The sequence below is a fragment of the Pontibacter mangrovi genome (genome assembly GCF_006385705.1).
GTDB lineage: Bacteria > Bacteroidota > Bacteroidia > Cytophagales > Hymenobacteraceae > Pontibacter > Pontibacter mangrovi.
Window position 1 is genome coordinate 32,211 of sequence record NZ_VFRQ01000006.1, and the last position, 23,559, is coordinate 55,769.

The 23,559-nt window shown below is 55.6% G+C and carries 19 protein-coding genes; 12 read left to right on the plus strand and 7 right to left on the minus strand.

Annotated elements, in window-relative coordinates; translation table 11 throughout:
* Window positions 1-21 precede the first annotated feature (21 nt).
* From FJM65_RS11950 to FJM65_RS11965, 4 genes are all read left to right on the plus strand, one after another.
* Window positions 22-1,518 carry a RagB/SusD family nutrient uptake outer membrane protein gene (locus FJM65_RS11950; protein ID WP_140621773.1) on the plus strand — a complete coding sequence of 499 codons (1,497 nt, stop codon included), beginning with the start codon at window positions 22-24 and terminating at the stop codon, window positions 1,516-1,518.
* Between the two features lie 31 nt (window positions 1,519-1,549).
* Complete coding sequence (locus FJM65_RS11955) at window positions 1,550-2,950, plus strand: PKD domain-containing protein (RefSeq protein ID WP_140621774.1); 1,401 nt, start codon at window positions 1,550-1,552, stop codon at window positions 2,948-2,950.
* 85 nt (window positions 2,951-3,035) lie between these two features.
* On the plus strand, window positions 3,036-3,920 hold the full coding sequence (locus FJM65_RS11960; RefSeq protein WP_140621775.1) for a glycoside hydrolase family 16 protein: 885 nt from the start codon (window positions 3,036-3,038) through the stop codon (window positions 3,918-3,920).
* A gap of 169 nt (window positions 3,921-4,089) precedes the next feature.
* Window positions 4,090-4,929, plus strand: a complete 840-nt coding sequence (locus tag FJM65_RS11965; protein ID WP_140621776.1) for a glycoside hydrolase family 16 protein — start codon at window positions 4,090-4,092, stop codon at window positions 4,927-4,929.
* 659 nt (window positions 4,930-5,588) lie between these two features.
* Here the strand turns inward: FJM65_RS11965 and FJM65_RS11970 are convergent.
* The 3 genes from FJM65_RS11970 to FJM65_RS11980 all read right to left on the minus strand — a co-directional run bounded on the left by FJM65_RS11970 (window position 5,589) and on the right by FJM65_RS11980 (window position 7,633).
* Window positions 5,589-6,866 (minus strand): type II toxin-antitoxin system HipA family toxin, encoded by a 1,278-nt coding sequence (locus FJM65_RS11970; RefSeq protein WP_140621777.1) that lies wholly within the window; start codon window positions 6,864-6,866, stop codon window positions 5,589-5,591.
* 6 nt (window positions 6,867-6,872) lie between these two features.
* Window positions 6,873-7,193, minus strand: coding sequence for a helix-turn-helix transcriptional regulator (locus tag FJM65_RS11975; RefSeq protein WP_140621778.1), 321 nt, complete (start codon window positions 7,191-7,193; stop codon window positions 6,873-6,875).
* 242 nt (window positions 7,194-7,435) lie between these two features.
* A complete protein-coding gene (locus FJM65_RS11980) occupies window positions 7,436-7,633 on the minus strand; it encodes a helix-turn-helix domain-containing protein (RefSeq protein ID WP_140621779.1) in 198 nt (65 codons plus the stop codon).
* Window positions 7,634-8,542: 909 nt separating this feature from the next.
* On the opposite strand from FJM65_RS11980, the gene FJM65_RS11990 reads away from it, so the two are divergent.
* Both FJM65_RS11990 and FJM65_RS11995 read left to right on the plus strand, forming a co-directional pair.
* Window positions 8,543-9,013, plus strand: coding sequence for a JAB domain-containing protein (locus FJM65_RS11990; RefSeq protein ID WP_140621781.1), 471 nt, complete (start codon window positions 8,543-8,545; stop codon window positions 9,011-9,013).
* A gap of 450 nt (window positions 9,014-9,463) precedes the next feature.
* Window positions 9,464-10,570: a PAS domain-containing sensor histidine kinase gene (locus FJM65_RS11995; protein ID WP_140621782.1), complete on the plus strand. Its 1,107-nt coding sequence runs from the start codon at window positions 9,464-9,466 to the stop codon at window positions 10,568-10,570.
* Window positions 10,571-10,580: 10 nt separating this feature from the next.
* On the opposite strand, the gene FJM65_RS12000 is transcribed toward FJM65_RS11995, so the two are convergent.
* From FJM65_RS12000 to FJM65_RS12015, 4 genes are all read right to left on the minus strand, one after another.
* Entirely contained in the window at window positions 10,581-10,967 is a 387-nt protein-coding gene (locus tag FJM65_RS12000) for a response regulator (protein WP_140621783.1), read from the minus strand.
* Window positions 10,968-11,164: 197 nt separating this feature from the next.
* On the minus strand, window positions 11,165-14,107 hold the full coding sequence (locus tag FJM65_RS12005) for a ligand-binding sensor domain-containing protein (RefSeq protein WP_140621784.1): 2,943 nt from the start codon (window positions 14,105-14,107) through the stop codon (window positions 11,165-11,167).
* Window positions 14,108-14,238: 131 nt separating this feature from the next.
* Window positions 14,239-15,519: an erythromycin esterase family protein gene (locus FJM65_RS12010; protein ID WP_140621785.1), complete on the minus strand. Its 1,281-nt coding sequence runs from the start codon at window positions 15,517-15,519 to the stop codon at window positions 14,239-14,241.
* 140 nt (window positions 15,520-15,659) lie between these two features.
* The gene (locus FJM65_RS12015; protein ID WP_140621786.1) at window positions 15,660-16,391 is read right to left on the minus strand and encodes a DUF4197 domain-containing protein; all 732 of its coding nucleotides are present in this window, start codon (window positions 16,389-16,391) and stop codon (window positions 15,660-15,662) included.
* 190 nt (window positions 16,392-16,581) lie between these two features.
* On the opposite strand from FJM65_RS12015, the gene FJM65_RS12020 reads away from it, so the two are divergent.
* From FJM65_RS12020 to dnaK, 6 genes are all read left to right on the plus strand, one after another.
* Entirely contained in the window at window positions 16,582-17,841 is a 1,260-nt protein-coding gene (locus FJM65_RS12020; protein ID WP_140621787.1) for a competence/damage-inducible protein A, read from the plus strand.
* Window positions 17,842-17,975: 134 nt separating this feature from the next.
* Window positions 17,976-19,319 (plus strand): dihydrolipoamide acetyltransferase family protein, encoded by a 1,344-nt coding sequence (locus tag FJM65_RS12025; protein ID WP_140621788.1) that lies wholly within the window; start codon window positions 17,976-17,978, stop codon window positions 19,317-19,319.
* Between the two features lie 118 nt (window positions 19,320-19,437).
* Window positions 19,438-20,016: a cupin domain-containing protein gene (locus tag FJM65_RS12030; protein WP_140621789.1), complete on the plus strand. Its 579-nt coding sequence runs from the start codon at window positions 19,438-19,440 to the stop codon at window positions 20,014-20,016.
* 79 nt (window positions 20,017-20,095) lie between these two features.
* Entirely contained in the window at window positions 20,096-20,611 is a 516-nt protein-coding gene (locus tag FJM65_RS12035; RefSeq protein ID WP_140621790.1) for a hypothetical protein, read from the plus strand.
* A gap of 128 nt (window positions 20,612-20,739) precedes the next feature.
* Window positions 20,740-21,336, plus strand: coding sequence for a hypothetical protein (locus tag FJM65_RS12040; RefSeq protein WP_140621791.1), 597 nt, complete (start codon window positions 20,740-20,742; stop codon window positions 21,334-21,336).
* A gap of 271 nt (window positions 21,337-21,607) precedes the next feature.
* Window positions 21,608-23,536, plus strand: coding sequence for a molecular chaperone DnaK (gene dnaK, locus FJM65_RS12045; protein ID WP_140621792.1), 1,929 nt, complete (start codon window positions 21,608-21,610; stop codon window positions 23,534-23,536).
* Window positions 23,537-23,559 lie beyond the last annotated feature (23 nt).

Sequence of the window (23,559 nt, forward strand, 5' to 3'; positions counted from 1 at the left end):
AAATTTAAACGAATCAGCATCATGAAAAAAAGACTTATATACGCCGCCGTTTTCGCCATGGCCCTGCCCCTTTTCAGCGCCTGCGAGGATGACTTTTTAGACGTGGACCCGGAAGGCACTATTCTGGAGTCGGAATACTACAAAACCCCGGAAGAAGCTTACACCGGCCTGGTGGCCGCCTATGATCCCCTTGGATGGGAAGCCGGCGATACGTACCACAACATCGGCGCCATGAACGCTGCTTCCGACGACGCCTTTGCCGGCGGCGGCGGCCCTTCGGACATGAACACCTGGCAGGCCTGGGACAACTTTAGCCTCACGCCGGCCATCGGCCCCCAGGAAGAGTACTGGGACCGTAACTTCCGGGGTGTGGCGCGTGCCAATACCATCCTGGCTAAAATTGAGGCGGGCGTACCCGGCCTTGCCGAGGCCACGGCCCAGCGCTATATGGCAGAGGCCAAGTTCCTGCGTGCCTACTACTATTTTGAGCTGGTGCGCCTGTTTCAGAACGTGCCGCTCTTCACTGCTCCCCTGGCCACAGAAGAGATCTTCAACCAGACCCAGGTAGCACCCGACCAGGTATACGCCCAGATTGAGAAGGACTTAGCAGAGGCGATTCCAAACCTGCCGGTAACAGTGCCTGCGGCCTCTGAGGGAGGACGTGCCACACAGGGTGCCGGCAAAGCCCTGCTCGGCAAAGTATACTTGTTCCGGAAAGAGTGGAACAAAGCCGCCGAACAACTGGCTGACGTGAACGGCACACCCGGCGAAACGAGCCTATATGGCTATAAGCTGCTGGAGGATTTCGGCGCTATTTTCGACCCGGCCAATAAGTTTCACAGCGAGTCTATCTTTGAGATTGTGCACACCAATCTGGCCCGGCAGGACTGGGGCGCCTGGCCTAACTTTGAAGGCAACATAGGCGTGCAGATGATGGGGCCAAGAGGCTATTCCGGGCCTACCTACCTGGCAGGCTGGGGCTTTAACCCGCTCACAAATAGCCTGGTGGAGGCGCTGGAAGGCGACCCGCGCTATGCGTATACCGTGCTGGACATCAACGCCATCGAAGGTGCCACCTACGAGCCCAGCTACAACGACACGGGCTATTTCGTGAAAAAGTATGCGCCACGGGCCTCCTGGCTTTCCACAGAAGGCGGTGAGCCGGTCCTGAACTTCTCTGTGGATTACATCGAGATTCGTTTGGCGGACACCTACCTGATGGAAGCAGAAGCACTTGTACAGGGTGGTGGCGATCTAAGCAGAGCCGCAGCGCTTTTAAACGCGGTCCGTGCCCGTGTTGGTCTGGCCCCTGTGGCAGCCACGCTGGAGAACATCTACACCGAGCGTCGCCTGGAGCTTGCCACCGAAGGGCACCGCTTTAACGACCTCGTGCGAACCGGCCGGGCCGCTAGCGTACTGGCTCCGATGGGCTTTGAAGCCGGCAAGCACGAAGTGCTGCCTATCCCGCTGGAAGAACTATCCAACACCAAACTTGTGCAAAACCCTGCGTATCGCTAAGCAGGGGATCAACATTTAAAAGGAAGAAATCATGAAATATAATAGATTCAGAACAAGCCTCCATACGTTCCTGGCCATGGGGCTGCTGGCCGGTGTGATGACCGCCTGTACCCCCGATGAGTCGGCCTCCGGGCTGGGGCCTGCCCCAAGCGCGGAGATGGTGCAGTTCACGGCCACACCAAACGCGGACAATGCCAACATCATGACCTTTACCAACCAAACCCCGGGCGCCTTCCGCGCTGTCTGGGATTTGGGCAACGGTTCGGTGCAGGAAGGCCAGCAAGTGGAGGGCTCCTATGCCATGGAGGGAGACTATACCGTGAAGCTGACGGTGTTTACCAGCGGCGGCTATGCCATCAGCTCCAAGACCATCCAAATTGACCAGACCGACTACTCCATGCTTGACCGCGAGGACTTTAACTTCCTCACAGGCGGAGCGGATGCACTGGAGGGGAAGACCTGGGTGTTTTCGCCGGTAGGCCCGATGAACTTCGGAGGACCGCCTGAGGCGCCGTCTTCCTGGTGGAGCCAGACGCTGGACGCCCAGAACGACTGCATGAAAGATGACAAGTATGTTTTCAAGCTGGAAGGCTTTGCCTTTGAAAACCAGAGCGGCGGAGCCATGTGGGGCGTAGAAGACGGGGCAGAGAACGTGTGCGCCACGCATACGCCGGTAGCCAGTACCTGGAGCCTGTATGAAGAGAACGGCAAAACGATGCTCTCGGTGAGCAACGGCGAGACCATTGCCTGGGCTGACGGCGAAGGCACTTACGAGGTGATGGAACTGACGGAAAACAGGCTGCACATCCGCAAAGTATGCTGCGGCGGCAGTGGCGTGCGCAACTACGTGCTGGTACCGGAAGGCTACGCGCCACCGGTAGAGCCGCGGCAGGTGCAGGCCATCGAGCTGGAGGATACGTTCGAGGCGGAGGGCAACGTGACCTGGAAAAAAGAGAACCTGACGCTGAACGAGAGCTATGACAACCCCGCTCCTGTGCCGATCAACGACTCGCCTAAGGTGGCCATGTATGTAAAGCAGGCCGGCCAGGCCTATGAGTTTGCCAACATGTTCGCCGACTTTGACTATAACTTCGACCTGACTCAAAACGGCATCATCAAACTGAAGGTGCTCATTCCGGGCTACAACGACTTCACGACGGCCCAAGGCGAGGACTGGGCCATTAAGAACCTGCTTCCGCAGGTGTCTGTGAAGCTGCAGGATGGCACTGCCGCCGAGCCCTGGGCCAACCAGGTGGAGATAAAGCAGCAGGTAGCGCCAGCCCAGTATGACAAGTGGGTAGAACTAAGCTTTGACTTCAGCGCTTTTGCCGAACGTAAGGACCTGAACCGCATCGTGATCCAGATCGGCGGCGAAGGCAACTTTATCCCGGGCATCTTCTTTATCGACGATATACAGGCAGTAACCGAGTAAACCCTTCCAAGGCCCGGGACGCCCCAACGTTCCGGGCCTTTTACCAAAATTTTACCTGCCCGTTACGGGCAAACAGCATACGACCATGGCACGTACCCAAGCTCCCTTCACACCCCGCATTACATACTTTTTAGCATTCCTTTTCCTGCCGCTGCTTCACTCTTCCTGCGGCTCCAAGTCCGATGACCCAAATCCGCTCCCTCCTGCGCCAAGGCCGCAGGCACCGCAGGATAAAAACTGGTCCTTCGAAACTACCCCCGTCTGGGCCGATGAGTTTGACTATACCGGCAAGCCGGATGCGGCCAAGTGGGGCTATGACCTGGGCGGCGGTGGCTGGGGCAACAACGAGCTGCAGTACTATACCGACAAGGCTTCTAACGCCAGCGTCGCCGATGGCACCCTGACCATTACGGCACGCAAAGAGGAAATGGAAAACAGAAGCTACACCTCGGCGCGGCTGGTCACAAAAGGCAGAGGCGACTTTCTCTACGGCCGCTTCGAGATAAAGGCAAAGCTGCCCACGGGCCGCGGCACCTGGCCCGCGATCTGGATGCTGCCCACCGACTGGAAGTATGGCGACTGGCCCAAGTCCGGCGAGATCGACATCATGGAACACGTGGGCTATGACCAGAACAAGGTGCACATCACCGTGCACACCGAAGCCTACAACCACAGCAAGGGCACCCAGAAGGGCAACAGCAAAGTCATAGAAACAGCCAGCACCGACTTCCACCTCTACCGCGTGGACTGGACACCCTACGCTATCCGGGGCTATATCGATAACCAGAAAGTCTTTGAGTTTATCAACGATGGGAAAGGCGCAGCCACCTGGCCCTTTGATAAGCGCTTCCACCTGCTGCTAAACCTGGCCATCGGAGGAAACTGGGGCGGTGCCGAGGGCGTGGACCCGGACATTTTCCCGCAGGCCATGGAGGTAGACTACGTGCGCGTGTACAAAATGATAGAATAACCAGGCTGCCTGGATGATTGAGCACGACATCGAAAAGCTCAATCCAAGCCCCCTTCTTGTGAAGCTATAGCAAAAGGGGGTATTATCTTTCTCTTAAAGAACGCAGTGTTTACACATAGTTTAATGTATAGCAAGTATACGTAAGTATAACCTTTTATCCTTCGACCATATGATACATACGTTTATATCCCTCCTGATGCTCGGCGCTTCCGTAATGAGTACGCCACAGCACACAGATCAGGTTGGTACCAAGCCCACACAAGCTGAAAAAAAATGGGAGTTTGCCACCACCCCCATCTGGGCCGATGAGTTTGACTATACCGGCAAGCCGGATGCGGCCAAATGGGGCTATGACCTAGGCGGCGGTGGCTGGGGCAACAACGAGCTGCAGTATTATACCGACAAAGCCGCTAACGCCCGTGTAGCGGGCGGCATCCTGACCATCACCGCCCGCAAGCAAAAGAAAAACGGTATGGATTATACTTCTGCCCGGCTGGTTTCCAAAAACAAGGGCGATTTTCTCTATGGCCGTTTCGAGGTAAAGGCCAAGCTGCCCACGGGCCGCGGCACCTGGCCGGCCATCTGGATGCTGCCCACCGACTGGAAGTACGGCGGCTGGCCCAAATCCGGCGAGATCGACATCATGGAGCACGTAGGCTATGACCAGAACAAGGTGCACATCACCGTGCACACCGAAGCCTATAACCACGGCAAGGGCACGCAGAAAGGAAAGCAGGAAATCGTGCCTACCGCCAGTACCGCCTTCCACCTCTACCGGGTGGACTGGACCCCGGATGCCATTAAAGGCTACATAGACGATAAGCAGATATTTGATTACCCCAACGAGGGCACTGGCTACGAAGCCTGGCCCTTTGACAAACGCTTCCACCTGCTGCTAAACCTGGCGGTAGGCGGTGATTGGGGCGGGGCAGAGGGCGTGGATGCCAGTGTTTTCCCACAAGCCATGGAGGTAGACTACGTGCGCGTGTACGAGCTCAAGCAGGAGTAGCGCTGCTGTTATAAAAATCAGCTGTATTTTCCCTGCATCACCGCGTTCACCGGGGATATGTACTTCCCGGTGAACGCCTTCAGGCTTTGATTAGTCAGCTCCTTTGCCTTAAAGCGGAAATGTGGCTAGCTTCATAGGCGACGCTTTTGAGCAGGAGCAAGCCTACTGCGTCTCGAACTGCTGGTATGAAATCTTTATAGAGGTCATGTCTGTGCAGAAAGAGACACTCGATAAGATGATTTTGTACTTTGGTAGACCCATCATAAATACCAGGATAAACAATATAATTACGAGAAAATGCCAAAGAAAGCCCTCGGACTTGGGGCTTTCGCCAAGGGCGAGGACTTTCTTTGGCACCATGCGATGCGGGGCAGCATACTTCTACTTTGATAAGTAAGATCTTACCTTATGTTCTACCCCTGCGCGCTGGCGGGCTGATATCTTTGCAGCAGGAACTAAGCGATTGTCGTGGAGAGGGAGTGGACTGGAGTCGACGGGCATACCCTCGACAGGGATGTAAACGCGGCGATCAATATAAGAAAAAAGGCGGTCGGGCAGACCGTTTCAGCCTGGGAGACATACAAGGACAGGAGTCGGGTAGCCCAGAATTCCCACCTGCTTAAGCGGTGGGAATGTCAAGCTGTTGTAAGTAGATTGCCTTATGGTTTAAGTCGAAAGGCAGGCGCCATTAACTCCTGGTCCGCCTTTGAGATACCATACTTGCTGGCTACGCTACGCCAATTACCCACGGCTTCTCTGATCTGCTGGTGTATCGCTGCCGCCTGCTTTGGGGAAAGGCGGTAATAGTCTGCTGTGGCGAGTGCCAGCTCCGGATCCAGTGCGTTGTCTTCCTCTGTGATATTGAGCTTGAGGCCGGCCCCAGTCTCCACCGGGTTTAAATCATAGGCAGGAGATAGCCGCCAGCCCAAGGGGGTAAGGATGAAGCCGTGGTTGCGCAGATGGTCATCTGTGTTACTCACGTAGATGTTAAATAAAATTCGCCGCCAGAGTTCTTCCAGGTCTTTTTCCGGAGCGGCACCCTGCCTGGTGATGAACTCAGCCAACTCCAGATAGCTTACCCCATCCTGGTAGTCGAGGCCGTCGTGATAACCCAATAGTGTCATGGCAGACGCGAAGTGAATACGCTCCCCTGTTTCAGTGCGGTCAAAGCGCTTGGTCAGGAAGGTGTGCTGCCTGGAGGCATAGCGCTCTACCCTGGCCTCTGCCATGCTAATACCCGCCATCAGAGCCAGCTCCTGCACCACCATCTCCCAAGCACCGACGTCCCGGTTATCATTACGGCTAGGAAACTTAGCAATCCACAGCCCTCCTTTCTCGTCAGCCACTCCCGCCTTCGGCCGGGCTCCCCCCAGAGAGGATCCGGGAGCCACCAGCAGGCTGAGCCATTTGAGATACTCCTCGTCCTGGCTAATGTCATCTTCTTCCAGCTTCTGGCTTGCGTAGGCCAGCTCCCGCAAAGCCGTCCAAGGCGGCGTGGCCATTTCACGGTTATCATTCAGGAAAGGGCCATCTGGTGTTTGTTTAAAGCGCAGCGCCCCCATGCGGTGGCCGTCATACACCCCCAGCAGGTAGTCGCTCTCCAGTAGGCGCTGTTCCGCCCGCCCTTCCCTGCGGGCAAGCGCCGCCTCGCGCCTTCGCATCAGTACCCTGCCCCATCGGTCAGGGGAGGAATCCAAGAACACGCCGAAGTTGCTTTTCTCCTCCCCTGCCAGGTATTGCGGCCCCGTGTACAGCTGCAGATCAGGGTCTAGCACCTGGGCGTACGCGCTGCTAAGCCAGGTCTTCTCGTACTCAAAGGAGAACACCTCCTTGCCCCTGACCACGCTGGCCTGCAGCGTGCCCATCAGCCGAGGTCCTCCTAGCTCGACCCAGTCGGCGTATACGTATATAGCTTTGGTTACCTTGTGCTTTGCCATCTTCTCTTAAGTATCACTTGGATGCTTAGGAGCCCTTTCTCGTACCGGCAGTTCTGCATCCTGCAACTTGCGGCCGAGCTTATCGTCCCGACCCACTTGCGCCAGGTCTTTTTCCAGACCCAGCACCGCCAACACCTTGAAATAATTCCCCATAGCCACGGTGGGCTCCCCTTTCTCGATCTGGCTCAGTGTGGGCCGAGAAATAGCCGCACGTTCGGCCACTTGTTCGGAACTGAGCCTGCGCCGCAGCCGGGCTAGCTTAACGTTTTCCCCCAGCTCAGCCAATAGCCGTTGCCAGGAGGGGTATAAAGGTCTTGATTTAGCCATAATGTAAACTATATTTTACAAATATACCGTTTTTTGTAAATTATAGTTTACGTTAATTAAAATAAAAATACTTCGCACATGCTGTACCGCTAAAGTGTGTAGCAGGGCATTGTCAAGTTTTATAACCGAAAAACTTGACAATGCAACAAAAGTGCACCTGCCTGTTGAAAGAAAAGCTTTATCCAACTTTTATCCGACATTGGGGCATATTATCCGACATAAAATGTATATCAGCACTTATTCTATGCGTGCGGTGGCAAAAGGGGCAGCGTATCCACCCCCGAAGTCTCCAGTAAAATATTGCCGTTCCACTTGAGCCACCGCTGCAGGGTGGAGCGGGTGATGCCGCAGCGGCGGGCAGCCTTGCTGATGAATCCCAACTGCTCGTAAACCCTGATCCAATCTGCTCTGGCTTTCTGCTTTAGCTCCTGCTTTTTCATAGCGATACAGGCAAAAAAACAGCTGTGGATTTATGGATAACTCTCTCGAGTTACCCACAAGTCCACAGCTTCAATAGTAGTAATATTGCAAGATTATATCAACACCTGTAACTGTAGCGCATCTTTTGAACCTTCAGAGTTAAAGACTTGATTATGTTGACTCGTGACTAGAAGCTGTTTAGACCAGCGTTTGACTGATCGTCGAGGAGCCGACAATAGCCTTCATTACATACCAGGACGAGGTACCAATGTCCCCGTAAATGATTCCCAACGCTATTAGCAGCCCGGCCTCTGAAAGCTTGTTTACATGGTGTGACTCCGTTATATTTGAAATTGCTGAAAATATAGGCCCCCTCCCCCAGCGGTGACATGCTTCTGTCTCCACGCTAATAAACCGAATCTACTACCAACCAGTGTAGGTTTAACGTCCTGGCAGGTACCTGAGTTTTAAGCGAGCAGCAAGTCCCCGGCAGCAACCGGCATCTACCCGGGCGCAGGCCGGCCATCCCAGGCGACGGGACCGTAGGCAAAGGACACAGATCACGCCGCTGCTCTCTTGGTGGAACAAACGCCGGTTCCGCTTCGCAAAGGCCGTCTTCAGTTGATTGTTGGAAGCGCCCTCCTGTGCAGTCCCCTGAATAATTTCCAAAAAGCCGCTTATCGCTAGGATTCCCACGATGCTGCTCATCCTCCTGGAAGCCGCTTTCAGGCAAAAAACCAACCGTCATTCATTCTGGGGCAAAGGTAGCCTTGCGGGCCGGACACAGGGACAAGGTCGTGCCGGCAAAAGGGGTATCCGCCTTGCGGCGGACCCTCCGCATTTTCCCGGCCTCCACCTTGCCTTTAGTCCGGCGCCGAAGGCGGGGGGGGCACCATAATCAATTCCTCTAACTCTAAAAGATCAAGATTATGGAAAAGACCAGACAAACATCCGCCTTCCACAGAGTAGCCGAAGTCAAGCTCTCCTACCGCAACCGCGTCAAGCCCAGTGAGCGCCCACAGGTCACCTGCTCCACTGATTCCTACCGCGTCCTGAAAGAGGGCTGGGACAAGAGCAAACTCGAGTTTATCGAGCAGTTCAAGGTGCTGCTGCTCAACCGCGCCAACCGGGTGCTGGGCATCTACGAGCTCTCCACCGGCGGGGTGGCGGGCACTGTGGCCGATCCCAAACTCGTCTTCGTGGCGGCCCTGAAGGCCTGCGCCTCGGGCGTCATCCTCTCCCACAACCACCCCTCAGGCAACCTCACCCCCAGCCAGGCGGACCTGCAGCTCACCAAAAAGCTCAAGCAGGGCGGGGAGCTGCTCGACATCGCCGTCCTGGACCATATCATCCTCACCAGCGAGGGCTACTACTCACTTGCAGACGAAGGGCTCCTGTAGCCCTTCTTTTTGCTCATTTTATACCCAAGGCCCCACTGCCGGCTGCAAAGGCTTTTTCAGAAAGCGTGTGGGACCAACATAGGCGTGTAGCTGCCGGCCACTTTTTAGCACACAAGGCACTTGACCGTGGAAGACGCGTACTGGCCCGCAGGGGCTTGCTTTCCTTCCCAGCCTTCTCCTCCCGAAACCCAGCCTCTGCACGGGGAAAGAAGGCGCGCCCGGCAGGAGGCCGCTCCGCACTGGTTACATCGCAAAGACGTGTTTTTTTTAAAAAAATTAGGCCTGCCTCTGCCCTTCCAAAACTGCGTAGGTGGCTTTACTGAGACCGTAGAAGAAGAAGATCCTTAAAACTGGCGGCGCCATGTCCCCAAGGCGACACTGCCAGGCCGCTCCAGTTCAAAACATCGCAGGCAAAACCGCGTATATCCTATCACCCCTTATAAACATACTATGCCTTCTAAAAACACAAAAACAATCAGCAACGCTGCCTTAGTCAAGCAAATAGTCGATAATTTTAACCTGGCCTACTTTGCATTTGACCCCATAAACAATCGCTTTACGCACCTGCAGGAAGCCATGGGCTCTTTAACGGGCCTTTCGCTGGCCCGCATCCAGCAGGCACCTGCTTCCCTGCTCGCTGCCATTCATCCTGATGACCGGGAGTTCGTACGCGAACAGTACCAAAAGCTCCTGGAGGAAAAAACCGGCCTGCAGAACGTGGAGTTTCGCACGGTGTTGCCCAATCAAGAGGTTAAATGGCTGAATGTGGCGGCCGCCCTGCTCAAGGACAAGGCCGGCAATACCTTTATCGGAGGCTATGCCGAGGACATTACCGACACGAAGGCGTACCTGCATAACCTGCTCAAGTTTAACTCTAAGAAAAACTCTACCCTGGAGATCCTGTCGCACGACCTGGCAGCCCCCTTTGGCAACATTGAAGGCATCAGCGGCATTATCCGGAAGCTCATCAGTTCCCGGGGCGATGAGTCCCTGCAGAAGCTGCTCGACCTGGTGGAGGAAGATGCCCGGAGAGGCTCTACCATGATCAGCGACTTTATCAACAATGAGTTCCTGGAATCCTCCCAGGTGGTGCTCAACAAAGAGCGGGTAGATCTGGTGGAGAAGATAAAGATCATGGTGGACAATTACCAGAAGCGGGAAGAACTGGTCAATAAACAGTTTATATTCCAGGTACCGGAAAGCCCCGTGTTTCTTTACCTGGATGTGATGAAGTTTATGCAGGTTATAAACAACCTCTTCTCCAACGCCATTAAGTTCACCACGGATCAGGGAAAAATAGCCCTCTCGCTAGAGGAAAAAGCCACCTCCGTGTTGGTCACCGTCGCCGATAACGGCATCGGCATTCCGGAAGAGCTGCAGCCCTATCTGTTCGATAAGTTCACCAAAGCCCGCCGGGAAGGCATCAGAGGCGAGAAAACAGTAGGCATGGGCATGTCTATCATCAAAACCATCGTGGAACTGCACCAGGGCCGTATCTGGTTTGAGAGCCAGGAGAACGTAGGCACGACGTTCTTTATCGAGATCCCGAAAGAATAGAATAGCCCGGCTAATCCACCAGGATCTCCTCTAGCTTTTCTTTGGTGAGGGGCTTTTGGAAATAGGCGTCCACCGCATACTGCGCGGCCTGCTCCCTGAAACTCCGGCTGCCATAATAGCTGAGCAGCACGATACGGGTGTTCAGAAGGCCCGGATGCCTCAGCGTGGCATATTCTTTCAGAAAGTCAAATCCGGTAAACTGGGGCATCACGATATCGAGTAGGATCAGCTCCGGGAAGCTGTTGTCCCGGACACAATCCTGCAAGATCGCAAGCGCCTCCTTGCCACTAGCAGCCATCCTGATGCCGTCTCCCATACCCACCGAGGTAAGCAGATCCTGTATCAGGTATCTGCTCGAGAACTCGTCATCGACTACTAGTATTTTGCAGTTATTCATTTTATACCTCCAGCATCCCTGCTGTTTTGATCAGTTTGTACAAAGAACGAAAATAATATGGCATTCAACGAATCGTAATCTAAAAATGATGATTCGTTCATACATACGAAAGACCTTGCCACGGGAAGGTGGGGAAGCCTGTTGGCGTGCTTTGCGTAAGATACCGATAAAAAATGGCATTCTCGCCCCGCCAGACGCTAATACTTTAAGATAACCTCCGTCAGGTTCTCTTCCTGCTCCAGGCGCAGCTTTTTGCGCAGCCTGTACCTGCTTGTTTCCACGCCGCGCAGCGACAGGTTGAGCAGCGATGCGATTTCTTTGCTTGTCAGGTTCATGCGCAGGTAGGCGCAGAGCTTCACGTCGCGGTGGGTCAGCTCAGGATAGTCGTGGCGCAGGCGCTTGAGGAAGTCCTGGTGTATCTGGTTGAAGTGCAGCTCAAACTGGTCCCAATTGTTCTCCACCTTGATGTCCTCCTCCACCGAGCGCAGCACTTTCCGCAACTGATGCTGCGCCTGCCCGTCCTCCACCTGCTCGATCACTGTCTGTAGCTGCCCCCGCACCTTGTCAATGGTTTCCAGGCTGTGCATCACGTGCATGGCCGACGAAGCCAGCTCCTTGTTTTTATGAACCAGCTCACTTTCCAGCTTTTCGTTGTTGAGCTTGATGATCTCTTTCTCTGCTTTGAGCACCTCCTCCATGTGCCGCGCCTCTTTTAGCCTGAGTGCCTTCTCCTGCTCTTCCTGCAGCCGCTGCTGCTGCCGAAGCAGGCGGCGGTCCTGCAGCTTTTTAACCTGCCAGATGGCCAGCAGGCCGAGCAGTATGTATAAGCCGTTGGCCCAATAAGTCCGGTACCAGGGCGGCAGCACCGTAAAGGTATACACCGCCTCCTCGCTTTCGCGGTTGTACACATCCTTTGCCCGCACCCTGAACGTATAAGTGCCCTCCGACAGGTTGGTGTACTCTTTTTGCCACTCCCCTGTCCAGGCCGACCAGTTCTTGTCGAAGCCCTCCAGCATGTACTGGTACTGCACGCGCTCATTGTCCTCGTAAGTCACGCCGCTGTAGGCAAACTTGATGGAATTGAAGGCGAAAGGCAGCACGGCCTGCAGGCCTGCCGGTTGGTTAGCCGCAGGCTGCCCCTTGTACGTGAAACTGCCGCCGGAGATGAGGGTATCCTGTGCCCCATTGGAGGCCGTTACCTGCCGGATCAGGGTATGGAAGGTATGGTCCAGGTTCTTGGCCTGCAGAAACGTTGGATGGTAATGCACAAAGCCCTCGTCGGTGCCGATCAGCACGTTAAAGCGGTCGTAGTGGGCGATGTGCTCAAAGCCTCCCACCAGTTTGCCGTTCAGCTTGTTAAAGGCATTCTTCTCCATCTCATAGCTGCCGTTGCCCCGTTTTTTCAGCACCCCCATCTCCTCCCCGGCCGAGAACCAGATGTTGCCGTCGCCGTCTTCCACCAGTTTGCGGATCTGCTGGCCCGGGGGAAAGAGCTTGCTGTAGAGGGGATGCTCCTCGAACCTGTCTGCGCGTTTGTTATACTTGTAAATCCCCTTCTCACCGGTAAACACCAGTTCCCCGTTAAGCTTGAACACGTTAATGAGCAGGTTTGAATAGAAGCCTTTTTCCTTGCCGTAAAACTGCACCGAAGAGACCCTGTCCAGCCCCTCGGCCAGTTTCACCTTGAAAGCGCCCTTATAGCCGTGGGTTATCCAAATGTTGCCGTCCTCGTCTTCCTCCATCACCCGGGAGGATTCATGAAAGCCTTTCAAGGCGCGTATGAAGCGTAGTTCTGTACCCTCAAACTTGTAGAGCAGCAGACCGTTGTAGGTGCCGCACAGCAGGTAGCCAGGGTGTGCTTTCAGGGGCAGGAACATCCAGGCGCCGCGGTGATCGGACAGGCGTACGGCCTTGCCGTCTACTACTTCAAAAGGTCCCTCATGGTGCGACAGCAACAGCTTGTCGCGTATTTTTTGAAGGTTGTAGACCTGCCCCTGCGCCTGCGCTACCAGCCTGAAAGGCACCGGGTGCAGCGGGTTCTCCTTTTCAGACCATTCTTTCACGAACAAACCGTCACTCGTGCCCAGGTATAGGTGGCCCTCATCCAGCAGCGAGGTATAAGCTGTGCCCGGCAAGCCGCTTTTGCTGTTGAAGTGCGTAAAGGCCGAGTTCGACTCCACATAGCTGATGCCGTTGTTGAGCCCGAGCCAGATACTGCCGGCATCGTCCTGGTAAATGCTGCGCACAGAATTGTTCTGCAGCCCTTTCGCCGCGTTCAGGTGCTGCTGCGGCATCCCGTTGGCATCGGTGAGCAGCAGGCCGTTGTGGGCTGTGCCAAAGGCGTAGCCGCCCGAGAAAGCGATAACCGTGTTGATGCGGGCCGAGGCCAGAAAGGCCGAGACAGGCCGCTCCCACTCCTTAAAGTGGCTGTAGCCATCGTAGGTAAAGAGCTTGCCCTGCTCGGTGACCAGCAGCGCGCCGCCCTCGTTGTGGGGCAGCATCCCGATTACTGTATAGTCTTTAAGGAGCTCGCTGTTGGGGATGCGCACAAATTGGTTGCCCTGCAGTTCATATACCCCCTGTCCCGGAACCGGCACGTAGAGCGTGTTGCGCACAAAGCACGGGAAGCCGCTTGGCTGCACGGGCACCTGCAGCACAGTTAGTTTCTCATCCTTTAGATGGAAAATGCCCTGCACGGTACAAAAGTATACGCCGCCGTCTTCGGCTATGTATATCCGCCAGACATCGTCAAAAGATTGGTGCCGCTTCGGCACCAGGTCTTTCAGGGAGACATACTCCATCTGCCCCAGCTCGCCTGGGCGCAGGTAGCCAAAGTCGTTCTGGCCTCCCACGTATACCCTGCCGGCTTTGCCAACGGCCAGCGCCCGCGCGTTGGACATGTTGGGCAAGCCGATGCGTCGCCAGCTGGTGCCGTCAAACTCCAGCACCCCGTAGTTGTTGCCAAAATACATCACGCCACGCTGGTCCTGTACCACGGCCCAGTTCTGCGAGGAGGCGTCGTATGTTTTCTGCGCGTAATTTTTAATGAAGGGAATGCCTTCGTCTTTTACCTGTGCCTGAAGCGGTGCCGGCCAGCAAAGGGTGCCGGCCAGCAGTAAGAGCGATAGAAGCTTTTTCACCTGTTACCTGTCTGTTTGTCTTATCGCGTAAATTCTCCTGTTACCAGGAATCAATCAAGATACGAAGAAGGAGACAAATAACAAGCATGGCCCGTGCAAAGGCCAAAAATTCACTGCCCTAGCGGCAGGGCTCAGTAGTTCCACGGATACAGGTCAGGCTCTTTGGCGCCGCGGCTCTTCATGCGGATCGGGTGCACCGCCTCGGTCTCATCAAAGTATAAAAAGGCATCATACCGCTCCGGTATCAAGGTAGGCACGTAGTTTCCCAGCATCTCATATTTGGGGTCATACACCACCCCAATGGCGCGGTGGCCGATAAAGTCCTGCACTTCCGGCACGTTTTTAAGGTCTTTGGAGAGGATGATCTTATCGTCTGTATTGATCTTGTGCAGCAAGTCCTCCCAACTGCCGCCCGTGGCCGGCGGCACCTCCATTTTCTGCATGGGCGCCCCCCAGGCCTTTCCGGCGATCACCGTGCCCTGGTAGGAGCCAAAGCCGATGAGCCGCACATTGGCCCGGCCATACCTTTCCCGCGCCAGCTGGCCGATGTTGTGCATGCCGTTGTCGGCCATGTCCGTGTAGCGCGCATCGCCGATGTGCGTGTTATGCTCCCACACTATAGCCTTGGAGTCCGGGCCGTGCAGCTCCAGCAGCCGGTCCAGCGTTTCCATCATGTGGCTGTCGCGCACGTTCCAGGAGTTGGCGCTGCCGCTGATCATGGCGCGGTAATACTTCTCGGCATTGGCGGCCACCAGCGCATTTTGGCGTGTGTTAAAGTCCTGCTCAGGGTCGTTGTTGAACTTGCGGTGCTGCTGCACCTTCTGCAGCATCTCCACCACCTCATGCTCGCAGTTGGTGGGCACAAAGGCCGTGGCCTGGGCGTAGGTCTGCGGGTCGCGGTTAAACGGCTCAAAGCAGTTGAGGGCCAGCCGCGCCGCCTCCGCCGCCTGTCCGTCGTTGCGCTCCAAAAACAGCAGGATCTGCTCCAGCGACTCCCACAAACTGTACACGTCCAGCCCGTAAAAGCCTGCCTTCTCCTCCTGCCTGCGCAGCTTGTTATACTCCCGTAGCCACTCTACCAGGGCCGCCACCTCCCAGTTGGCCCACATCCAGGAAGGCCAGCGGCGGTATACCTCCAGCACATCGGCAATCTTGCTCCCGGCGCTTGGGTAGCCTTTCACCAGCCGGTTCACCGCGTAGCACTCCGGCCAATCGCCCTCCACGGAGATAAAGTTGAACCCCTTTTCCTGAATCAGGCGCCGCGAGATAGCCGTGCGCCAGGTATAATATTCGGAAGTGCCATGAGAGGCCTCTCCCAGCATCACCACGCGCGCATCCCCTATCTCCTGCAGCAGCACGTCCAGGTCTTTCTCTTTTGTTAGAGCGGTATAGTGAAAAGGCTTGTTTCCCATAGCTGAAGACAAAGTATAAAACAGGCAATTAAATTTTGCTGTATTGTACTTGCCTTGAGCCGTTTATGTTCCAGAAAACAAAGCACCCGCCCTACTAAAAAGTAAAGCGGGTGCAAAGGATGGTGAAGCGGTCGCCTGGCCTACGACTGGTTCTGCTGGGAAAATACGCGCCGCAGCAGCTCGGTGGTGCGGGCAATCGGGTTCTCGCGGATCTTCAGCTCCTCCTGGGCCACCAGCGTAAACAGCCCGTCAATGGCTTTTTGCGTGGCGTAGTCATCCAGGTCCGGGTTTACTTTTTGCACCAGCGGGATCTTGTTGTACTGGTTCACCAGGTCCGCATAATAGCGGGTGGCGTTCGTCTTCTCCAGCGACTTGACCATGATCGGGTTAAAGGCCTGGTAGAGCTGCTGTGAGGTGGTGCGCCTTAGGTAACTCGTGGCAGCGTCCTTGTCGCCGCGCAGAATGCCCCAGGCATCCTGTATCGTCATCTGCTTGATGGCATTCACAAAGATCGGCACGGCACTCTTGGCCGCGTCCTCAGCCCCGCGGTTCAGCGTCAGCACAAACTTGTCCACCTCCTTGCCCAGGCCTACCTGGCGCAGGGTGTTCTCCACGCGCTGCACATCCTCGGGAAAAGGAATGCGGATAAGGGAGTTGCCGTAGTAGCCGTCGGTTTGCGAGGCCTGGCCCGCGCCATTGGAGATGCCCACCTCCAGCGCCTGCTTCAGGCCCGCCGCCACCTCGGTTTGGGTGAGCGGGGCATTGGCTGTGCCGGCCAGCACGCCGTCCACGGTACGCTGCAAATCCGTTACGGTACAGGCCGTGGCACCCAGCGCCACAGCCAACATAGATGTATACATGAATCGCTTCATAGAGTCTTAGGTATTGTTTCTGATGAATTAACTATACTTTACAAGAGGTATTCAGCTGCCTCACCTCCAGCGGCATGCGCCCTTTTGCCCGCCAACTAGAAAGAAAGCGCCCGGCGGCATGCGCAATTTACGGCAACCTCTTTACCTTTACCCGGTTAAACCACCAGAACATAAATCAGACCATAAATACATGAAAGCAGTGATAGCCGAGATCATCACCATTGGCGATGAGATCCTGTATGGCCAGATCGTAGACACCAACTCCGCCTGGATGGGCACCGAACTTACCGGCATCGGGGTAAAGGTAAAGCAAATTACCTCCATCTCCGACAACGCCACCCATATTGTGCAGGCCCTGAACGATGCCCGCTCGCGCGCCGACATCATCCTGATCACCGGTGGCCTGGGCCCCACCAAGGACGATCTGACCAAACATGTGCTGGCCGATTACTTTCATACTTCGCTCAAACTGCACGAGCCTTCGCTGGCTGACATCGCGGCGCTCTTTCAAAACCGTGGCATCGAGCTCACCGAACTGAACCGCCAGCAGGCCTTTTTGCCTGTAAGCTGCACCGCGGTGCGCAACGTGCTGGGCACGGCGCCGGGCATGTGGTTTGAGCAGGAAGGCAAGGTGTTCGTATCGATGCCGGGCGTGCCCTTTGAAATGAAGCGCATGATGACCGATACGGTGCTGCCGCAACTCAAAGCCCACTTCCGCACCCCGCATATCCTCCACAAAGTCATTCAGACGGTAGGCCTGGCCGAGTCTATCCTGGCCGAGCGCCTGGAGGCCTGGGAAACCAGCCTGCCCGAGCACCTGAAACTGGCTTACCTGCCCAACCTGGGCGGCGTGCGCCTGCGCCTCACGGGCCAGGGCGACGATGAGGCCGCTTTGGAAGAGGAGCTGCAGGGGCAGGTGGAGAAGCTGCCGGGCCTCATCGGCAAGTATATTTTTGCCTACGGCGAGGTGCCGCTGGAGGAAGCGATCGGCCGGATGCTGCAGGAGCGTGGGCTGACCATGGCTACCGCCGAAAGCTGCACAGGAGGCTTTCTGGCGCATAAGATCACCAGCGTGCCGGGCAGCTCGGCCTGGTTTCAGGGCGGGCTTATCGCCTATCATAACGCGGTAAAAACACAGGAGCTACACATAAAACCTGAAACCCTGCAGCAGCATGGCGCCGTAAGCGAGGCTGTTGTGCGCGCCATGGCCGAGAACGTGCGCCGCAAGCTGGGCACTGACATTGGCCTGGCCACCAGCGGCATTGCCGGCCCGGACGGCGGCACGCCCGAAAAGCCCGTGGGCACCATTTGGATTGCCTGTGCCGATAAGGATAAGACGGTAGCGAAAATGCTTTCCTACAACAAAAGCAGGCTGCTCAATATAGAGTATACGGCCGTGGCCGTGCTGAACCTGCTGCGCCAAAGTTTAGGGGCAGGCGTTGAGGAATAGCCTAAAATAATTAACTTTGTCCTAACTTTTTATACAAAAGGCTTTAAAAGGGTTAGCACTCACTTCCCTTTACAAAGACCTTAAAAGTAAATACCGGAATCGAAAACGATCAACGAAAAACGAATAACGACAATATGGCACTTGTAGAAATGGTGATGCCCAAGATGGGCGAGAGTATCATGGAAGGTACCGTTCTGAAATGGCTCAAAAACGTGGGAGACACGATTGAGCAGGACGAGTCGGTGCTGGAAGTAGCTACAGATAAAGTGGATACGGAGGTACCTGCCCTGCAAGGCGGCGTGCTGAAGGAAATTCTGGTTCAGGAGGGAGATGTGGTGGCCGTGGGTGCCCCGATCGCGATCATCGCCACTGACGGAGAAGACACTGCCGCCCCTGCAGCGCCAGCCGCCACCGAGGCCCCTGCCGCCGCACCGCAAGCCGCTGCGTCACAGGAAGCCGCTGCCCCTGCCACTTCTGCTGCCAAGCTCGATAAACCCGCTACAGGCCGTTTCTACTCGCCGCTGGTACTCAACATTGCCCGCGAAGAAGGCATTTCGATGGAGGAACTGGAGTATGTGCCCGGCACCGGCAGCGAAGGCCGCGTTTCCAAGAAAGACATCATGCACTACCTGGCTACCCGTGGCGCTGCAGCTCCACAGGCTCAGGCTCAGGCTCAGGCACAACCGCAAGCGCAGGCGCCTGCCCAGGCTCCGGCCGCGCAGCCACAGGCCGCCCCGGCCCAGGTAAAGCCAGCCGCCTCTTATGGCGGTAACGTGGAGCTGATCGAGATGGACCGCATGCGCAAGATGATTGCCGACCGCATGGTAGACAGCAAACGCATCTCCCCGCACGTTACCTCGTTTGTAGAAGCCGACGTGACCAATGTGGTAAACTGGAGAAACAAGTGGAAAAACGAGTATAAAAAGCGCGAAGGTGAGAACCTGACCTTCACGCCGATCTTTATCCAGGCCATCGCCAAAGCCATTCAGGACTTCCCGATGATCAACGTGTCAGTGGACGGCGGCACCATTATCCGCCACAAAGACATCAACATTGGCATGGCCGTGGCGCTGCCAAGCGGCAACCTGATCGTGCCCAACATCAAGAACGCTGACCAACTCAACCTGAACGGGCTAACCAAGAAGGTAAACGATTTGGCCAACCGCGGCCGCAACAACAAGCTGACGCCGGACGACCTGGCGGGTGGCACCTACACTATTTCCAACGTGGGCTCTTTCGGCAACGTGATGGGCACGCCGATTATCATGCAGCCGCAGGTAGCCATTATGGCCGTGGGCGCGATCAAGAAAAAACCGGCCGTGATCGAAACGCCGCAAGGTGATTTGATCGGCGTTCGCCACTTTATGTACCTGTCGCACTCCTATGACCACCGCGTAGTGGATGGCTCCCTGGGCGGCATGTTCGTGCGCCGCGTGGCCGATTACCTGGAAAACTTCGACGTGGACCAGTCGATCTAAGCGCTTCGAATAAAACCTATACTTCTAACGCCTGCTTCCCTTAGGGAGCAGGCGTTTTTGTTGCCTCCATGGGGGATGTTTTGCGTAAAAACAATTTTAGGCCTAGCTACGAAAACCTATGACACGAGACAGCTTTCTTTTGATGCTCCTGGCCGCTGTGCCGCTGACATCGCTTGCCGGCAGCTCCTGGCGGCCACAAAAGCCCGCCGCCGGCTTCAAAGCAAAGGCCGGTGAAGGCAGGTACAATGGCCACATTCAGTTAAAGGGCGTCAACGCCAACATCCTGGACGTCAAGGTATCGGGACGCGATACAGACGGCGCCTTGGCAATTTTTGAGCAGACGAGCGTATCGCCGGGCAAAGGCACGCCGCTGCACCTGCACCACGACCAGGATGAGATCTTTTATGTGCTGGAGGGGCAGTATGCGTTTCAGGTGGGCGAGCAGAAGCACGACCTTGCCCAGGGAGACACTATTTTCCTGCCCCGCAAAATCCCCCACGCCTGGGCGCAGGTAAGCGAGCGGGGCCGCATGATGGTCACCCTGCAACCGGCAGGGCAACTGGAGAACTTCTTTCTGGCCATGGCTGCCCTGGAAACGGAACCCTCTAAAGAGCAAATCGCGCAGATCTTTGCCGCCCACGGCATGCAGGTGGTCGGCCCGCCGCTGCAGGTAGGCAAGGGAGCGGCCGAAAAATAAAAAGGCACACGTATAAATTGTTGGCGTAAACTCCCAATAAGTATATATTCGTACACAAGAATATAACAAGTATAAAACGATGAGAAACCTTTTACCCTGGATACTGGCTGCCGCATTCCTTTTTCTGGCGCTATACTTTTACTGGCAGAAAAATGAGGCTGAGAGCCGCCTGTCCATTGCCGACAACCAGGTAGCTGAAATAGACCAGGAACTGGAAGAGCAAACCGAGGCCATAGACTCGCTGGAAGGCATGGTACTGCCCCCTGACACGATGGAGCTGGTGCCCCCGGGCGGGGCGGCCTTTGTGGATGAGTTGGGCAGCCTGAGCCAGAGCGACGTGCAGCGCCTAAGGCGCAAGGGCCTGCAAAACCCCGAAACAGACCTGATGAACGACTTAAGCCGCAAGCAAGAGGAGCTTTTGCCGACCAAGGGCGTGCTGGGCGGCACCATGACCATCCGCGACAGCCGCATCCTCAGCGACCACTACGCCATGGCTTACTACGAGGACGGCCACATCGGCGGCTATATGCTGCTCAAGTATGAGGTGAAGGACGGCAAGGTCACCTGGAAGGTCCTCGACAGCTCGAGACTTTAAAAATACGTTTGCTTTGTGCTTTCCTCAGTACCATACTGCTGCCGCCAGTGAAGCGGTAAAGACGTAAGTATGATTTTTAGCACAAGATTTGATGAGATGCAGTATAAGACATAAAACACTGCTACAACATGATAAAACTAGCGCTCAGTATACTGCTTCCCCTCACGTTTATACTTCCTGACACCTCGCAGCTGCAGCTGCTGCAGGACCTGAAACAAGACCTGCAGCAATTGCAGTCGGGCAACAGCCACTTTATCTCTGATAACAGCACGCTGAGCCCCTCGGTAGAGACCGTTGCCCAGGACCTGCAATTGTTTGGGCTGATCGCCCATTTAGACTTAAGCCAGGCCTCCTATACCTGGCAGGAACAGGGACAGCACCAGGTGCACCGCTGGAAGTTTGACGAGGGCGATATTCGCAGCATTGTGGAGATTCAGAGCAGTATTCCGCTCGACACGGTGGTGACAGTGCGCTACCTCGATGGCAAGCCTCCTACCCAGCAGCACATTGCCAACACCTTTACCTTCCGCGCCTACTTTATCTCCACGGTCGATACTCCGAACAAGCTATACTACCTCACAGAGGAAGAGCAGGGGCTGCTCGGCTACCGCCTGGGCGAGAAACTGGTGGAAGTCACCTACGCTTCTGCTAAAAAAGGCCTGAGCGACGTGCTGCCAAGGTATAAAGAAGAAGTGCGGCAGCTGGTCTTGCAGCTACAGCAATAGAAAAAAACAACATGGCTGGGGCCGCTCCTTTCCGGGGGCGGCCCCGGTTTTTTTAAACCTGAAGGCGCCCTGGCAGGTAAAGTATAATCAGCTATTGTGTCGGGGCAAGCACAAGAGCGCCCTAGTTAAACGCCAACTAGGGAGGTCTTAGGAGCCAGGCTCTGCCATATTGACATAAAAAACAGGCAGAAGTCCCCTTGGCACATGGCTTGTTAAAACAGAAGTAACTGAAAAGGAAAATTGAATCAGCAACTATAAATAAAACTATAGAATGGGAAAAATAATAGGCATTGACTTAGGTACAACCAACTCTTGCGTAGCCGTAATGGAGGGTAACGAGCCCGTTGTAATACCTAACAGCGAAGGACGCCGCACCACACCGTCTATCGTGGCATTTCTGGATAACGGGAACGGCGAGCGTAAAGTAGGAGACCCTGCCAAACGCCAGGCAATCACCAACCCGCAGAACACGATTGCTTCTATCAAGCGCTTCATGGGCCACAGCTACAACGAAGTGAGCGAGGAGGCCAAGCAGGTATCGTATCAGGTACAGCAGGGCTCTAACAACACCGTGCGCGTAAAGATCGGCGACAGAGAGTACACGCCACAGGAGATTTCTGCGATGATCCTTCAGAAAATGAAGGCTACGGCAGAGGAGTACCTGGGCACGACCGTAACAGAAGCCGTTATTACCGTACCCGCGTACTTCAACGACGCACAGCGCCAGGCGACGAAAGAGGCCGGCCAGATTGCAGGCCTGGAAGTGAAGCGTATCATCAACGAGCCAACGGCAGCAGCCCTGGCCTATGGCCTGGACAAGAAGAGCATCGACCAGAAAATCGCCGTGTTTGACCTGGGTGGCGGTACATTCGATATTTCGATCCTGGAATTGGGTGACGGTGTGTTTGAAGTACTTTCTACGAACGGTGACACGCACCTGGGTGGTGATGACTTTGACGCCGTGATCATTAACTGGCTGGCCGAGGAGTTTAAGAAAGACGAAGGCCTGGACCTGCGCAAAGACCCCATGGCCCTGCAGCGTCTGAAAGAAGCTGCCGAGAAGGCAAAGATCGAGCTTTCTTCTTCCCAGGAGACAGAGATCAACCTGCCTTACATCATGCCGGTAGACGGTGTGCCGAAGCACCTGGTGCGCAAACTGACACGCGCCAAGTTTGAGCAGCTGTCTGACGATTTGATCCGCCGCTCCATGGAGCCATGCAAGCAGGCTTTGAAAGACGCCGGTCTTTCTACCTCTGACATTGATGAGGTGATCCTGGTAGGTGGTTCTACCCGTATCCCGAAGGTGCAGGAAGAAGTAGAGAAGTTCTTTGGCAAGAAGCCTTCTAAAGGCGTGAACCCGGATGAGGTAGTGGCCATCGGTGCCGCGATCCAGGGTGGTGTACTGACAGGTGAGGTAAAAGACGTGCTCCTGCTGGACGTAACACCGCTGTCACTGGGTATTGAGACGATGGGTGGCGTGTTCACCAAACTGATTGAGTCGAACACCACCATTCCTACGAAGAAGTCTGAGACTTTCTCCACCGCTTCGGATAACCAGCCGTCTGTGGAGATCCACGTGCTGCAGGGTGAGCGCCCAATGGCCAAGGATAACCGTACCATCGGCCGCTTCCACCTGTCGGATATTCCGCCAGCACCGCGTGGTGTGCCGCAGATCGAAGTAATCTTCGATATCGACGCCAACGGTATCCTGCACGTAACGGCTAAGGATAAGGCGACCGGCAAAGAGCAGAAGATCCGCATCGAGGCTTCTTCCGGCCTGAGCGAGCAGGAGATCGAGAAAATGCGCAAAGAGGCAGAGGCCAACGCCGAAGCGGACAAGAAGGCGAAGGAGGAGATCGAGAAGCTGAACACAGCCGACTCTATGATCTTCCAGACCGAAAAGCAGCTGAAAGAGTATGGCGACAAGCTGTCTGCCGGCAACAAGTCGAACATCGAGAACGCGCTGGCTGAACTGAAGAAAGCCCACGAGTCGAAAGACATCGCCGGCATCGACACAGCCACTGAAAACCTGAACAACGCCTGGAGCGCAGCCTCTCAGGAGATGTACGCCGCGACGCAAGGCCAGGGTGCCCCGGGCGCCGAGGCCGGAGGCAACGGACAGGCCGGTGGCCCGCAGGGCGCCTCAGCCGACGGCGGCGTAACCGATGTGGACTACGAGGAAGTAGACGGCAACAAATAAGCATCTAAAACTCAAACTATATT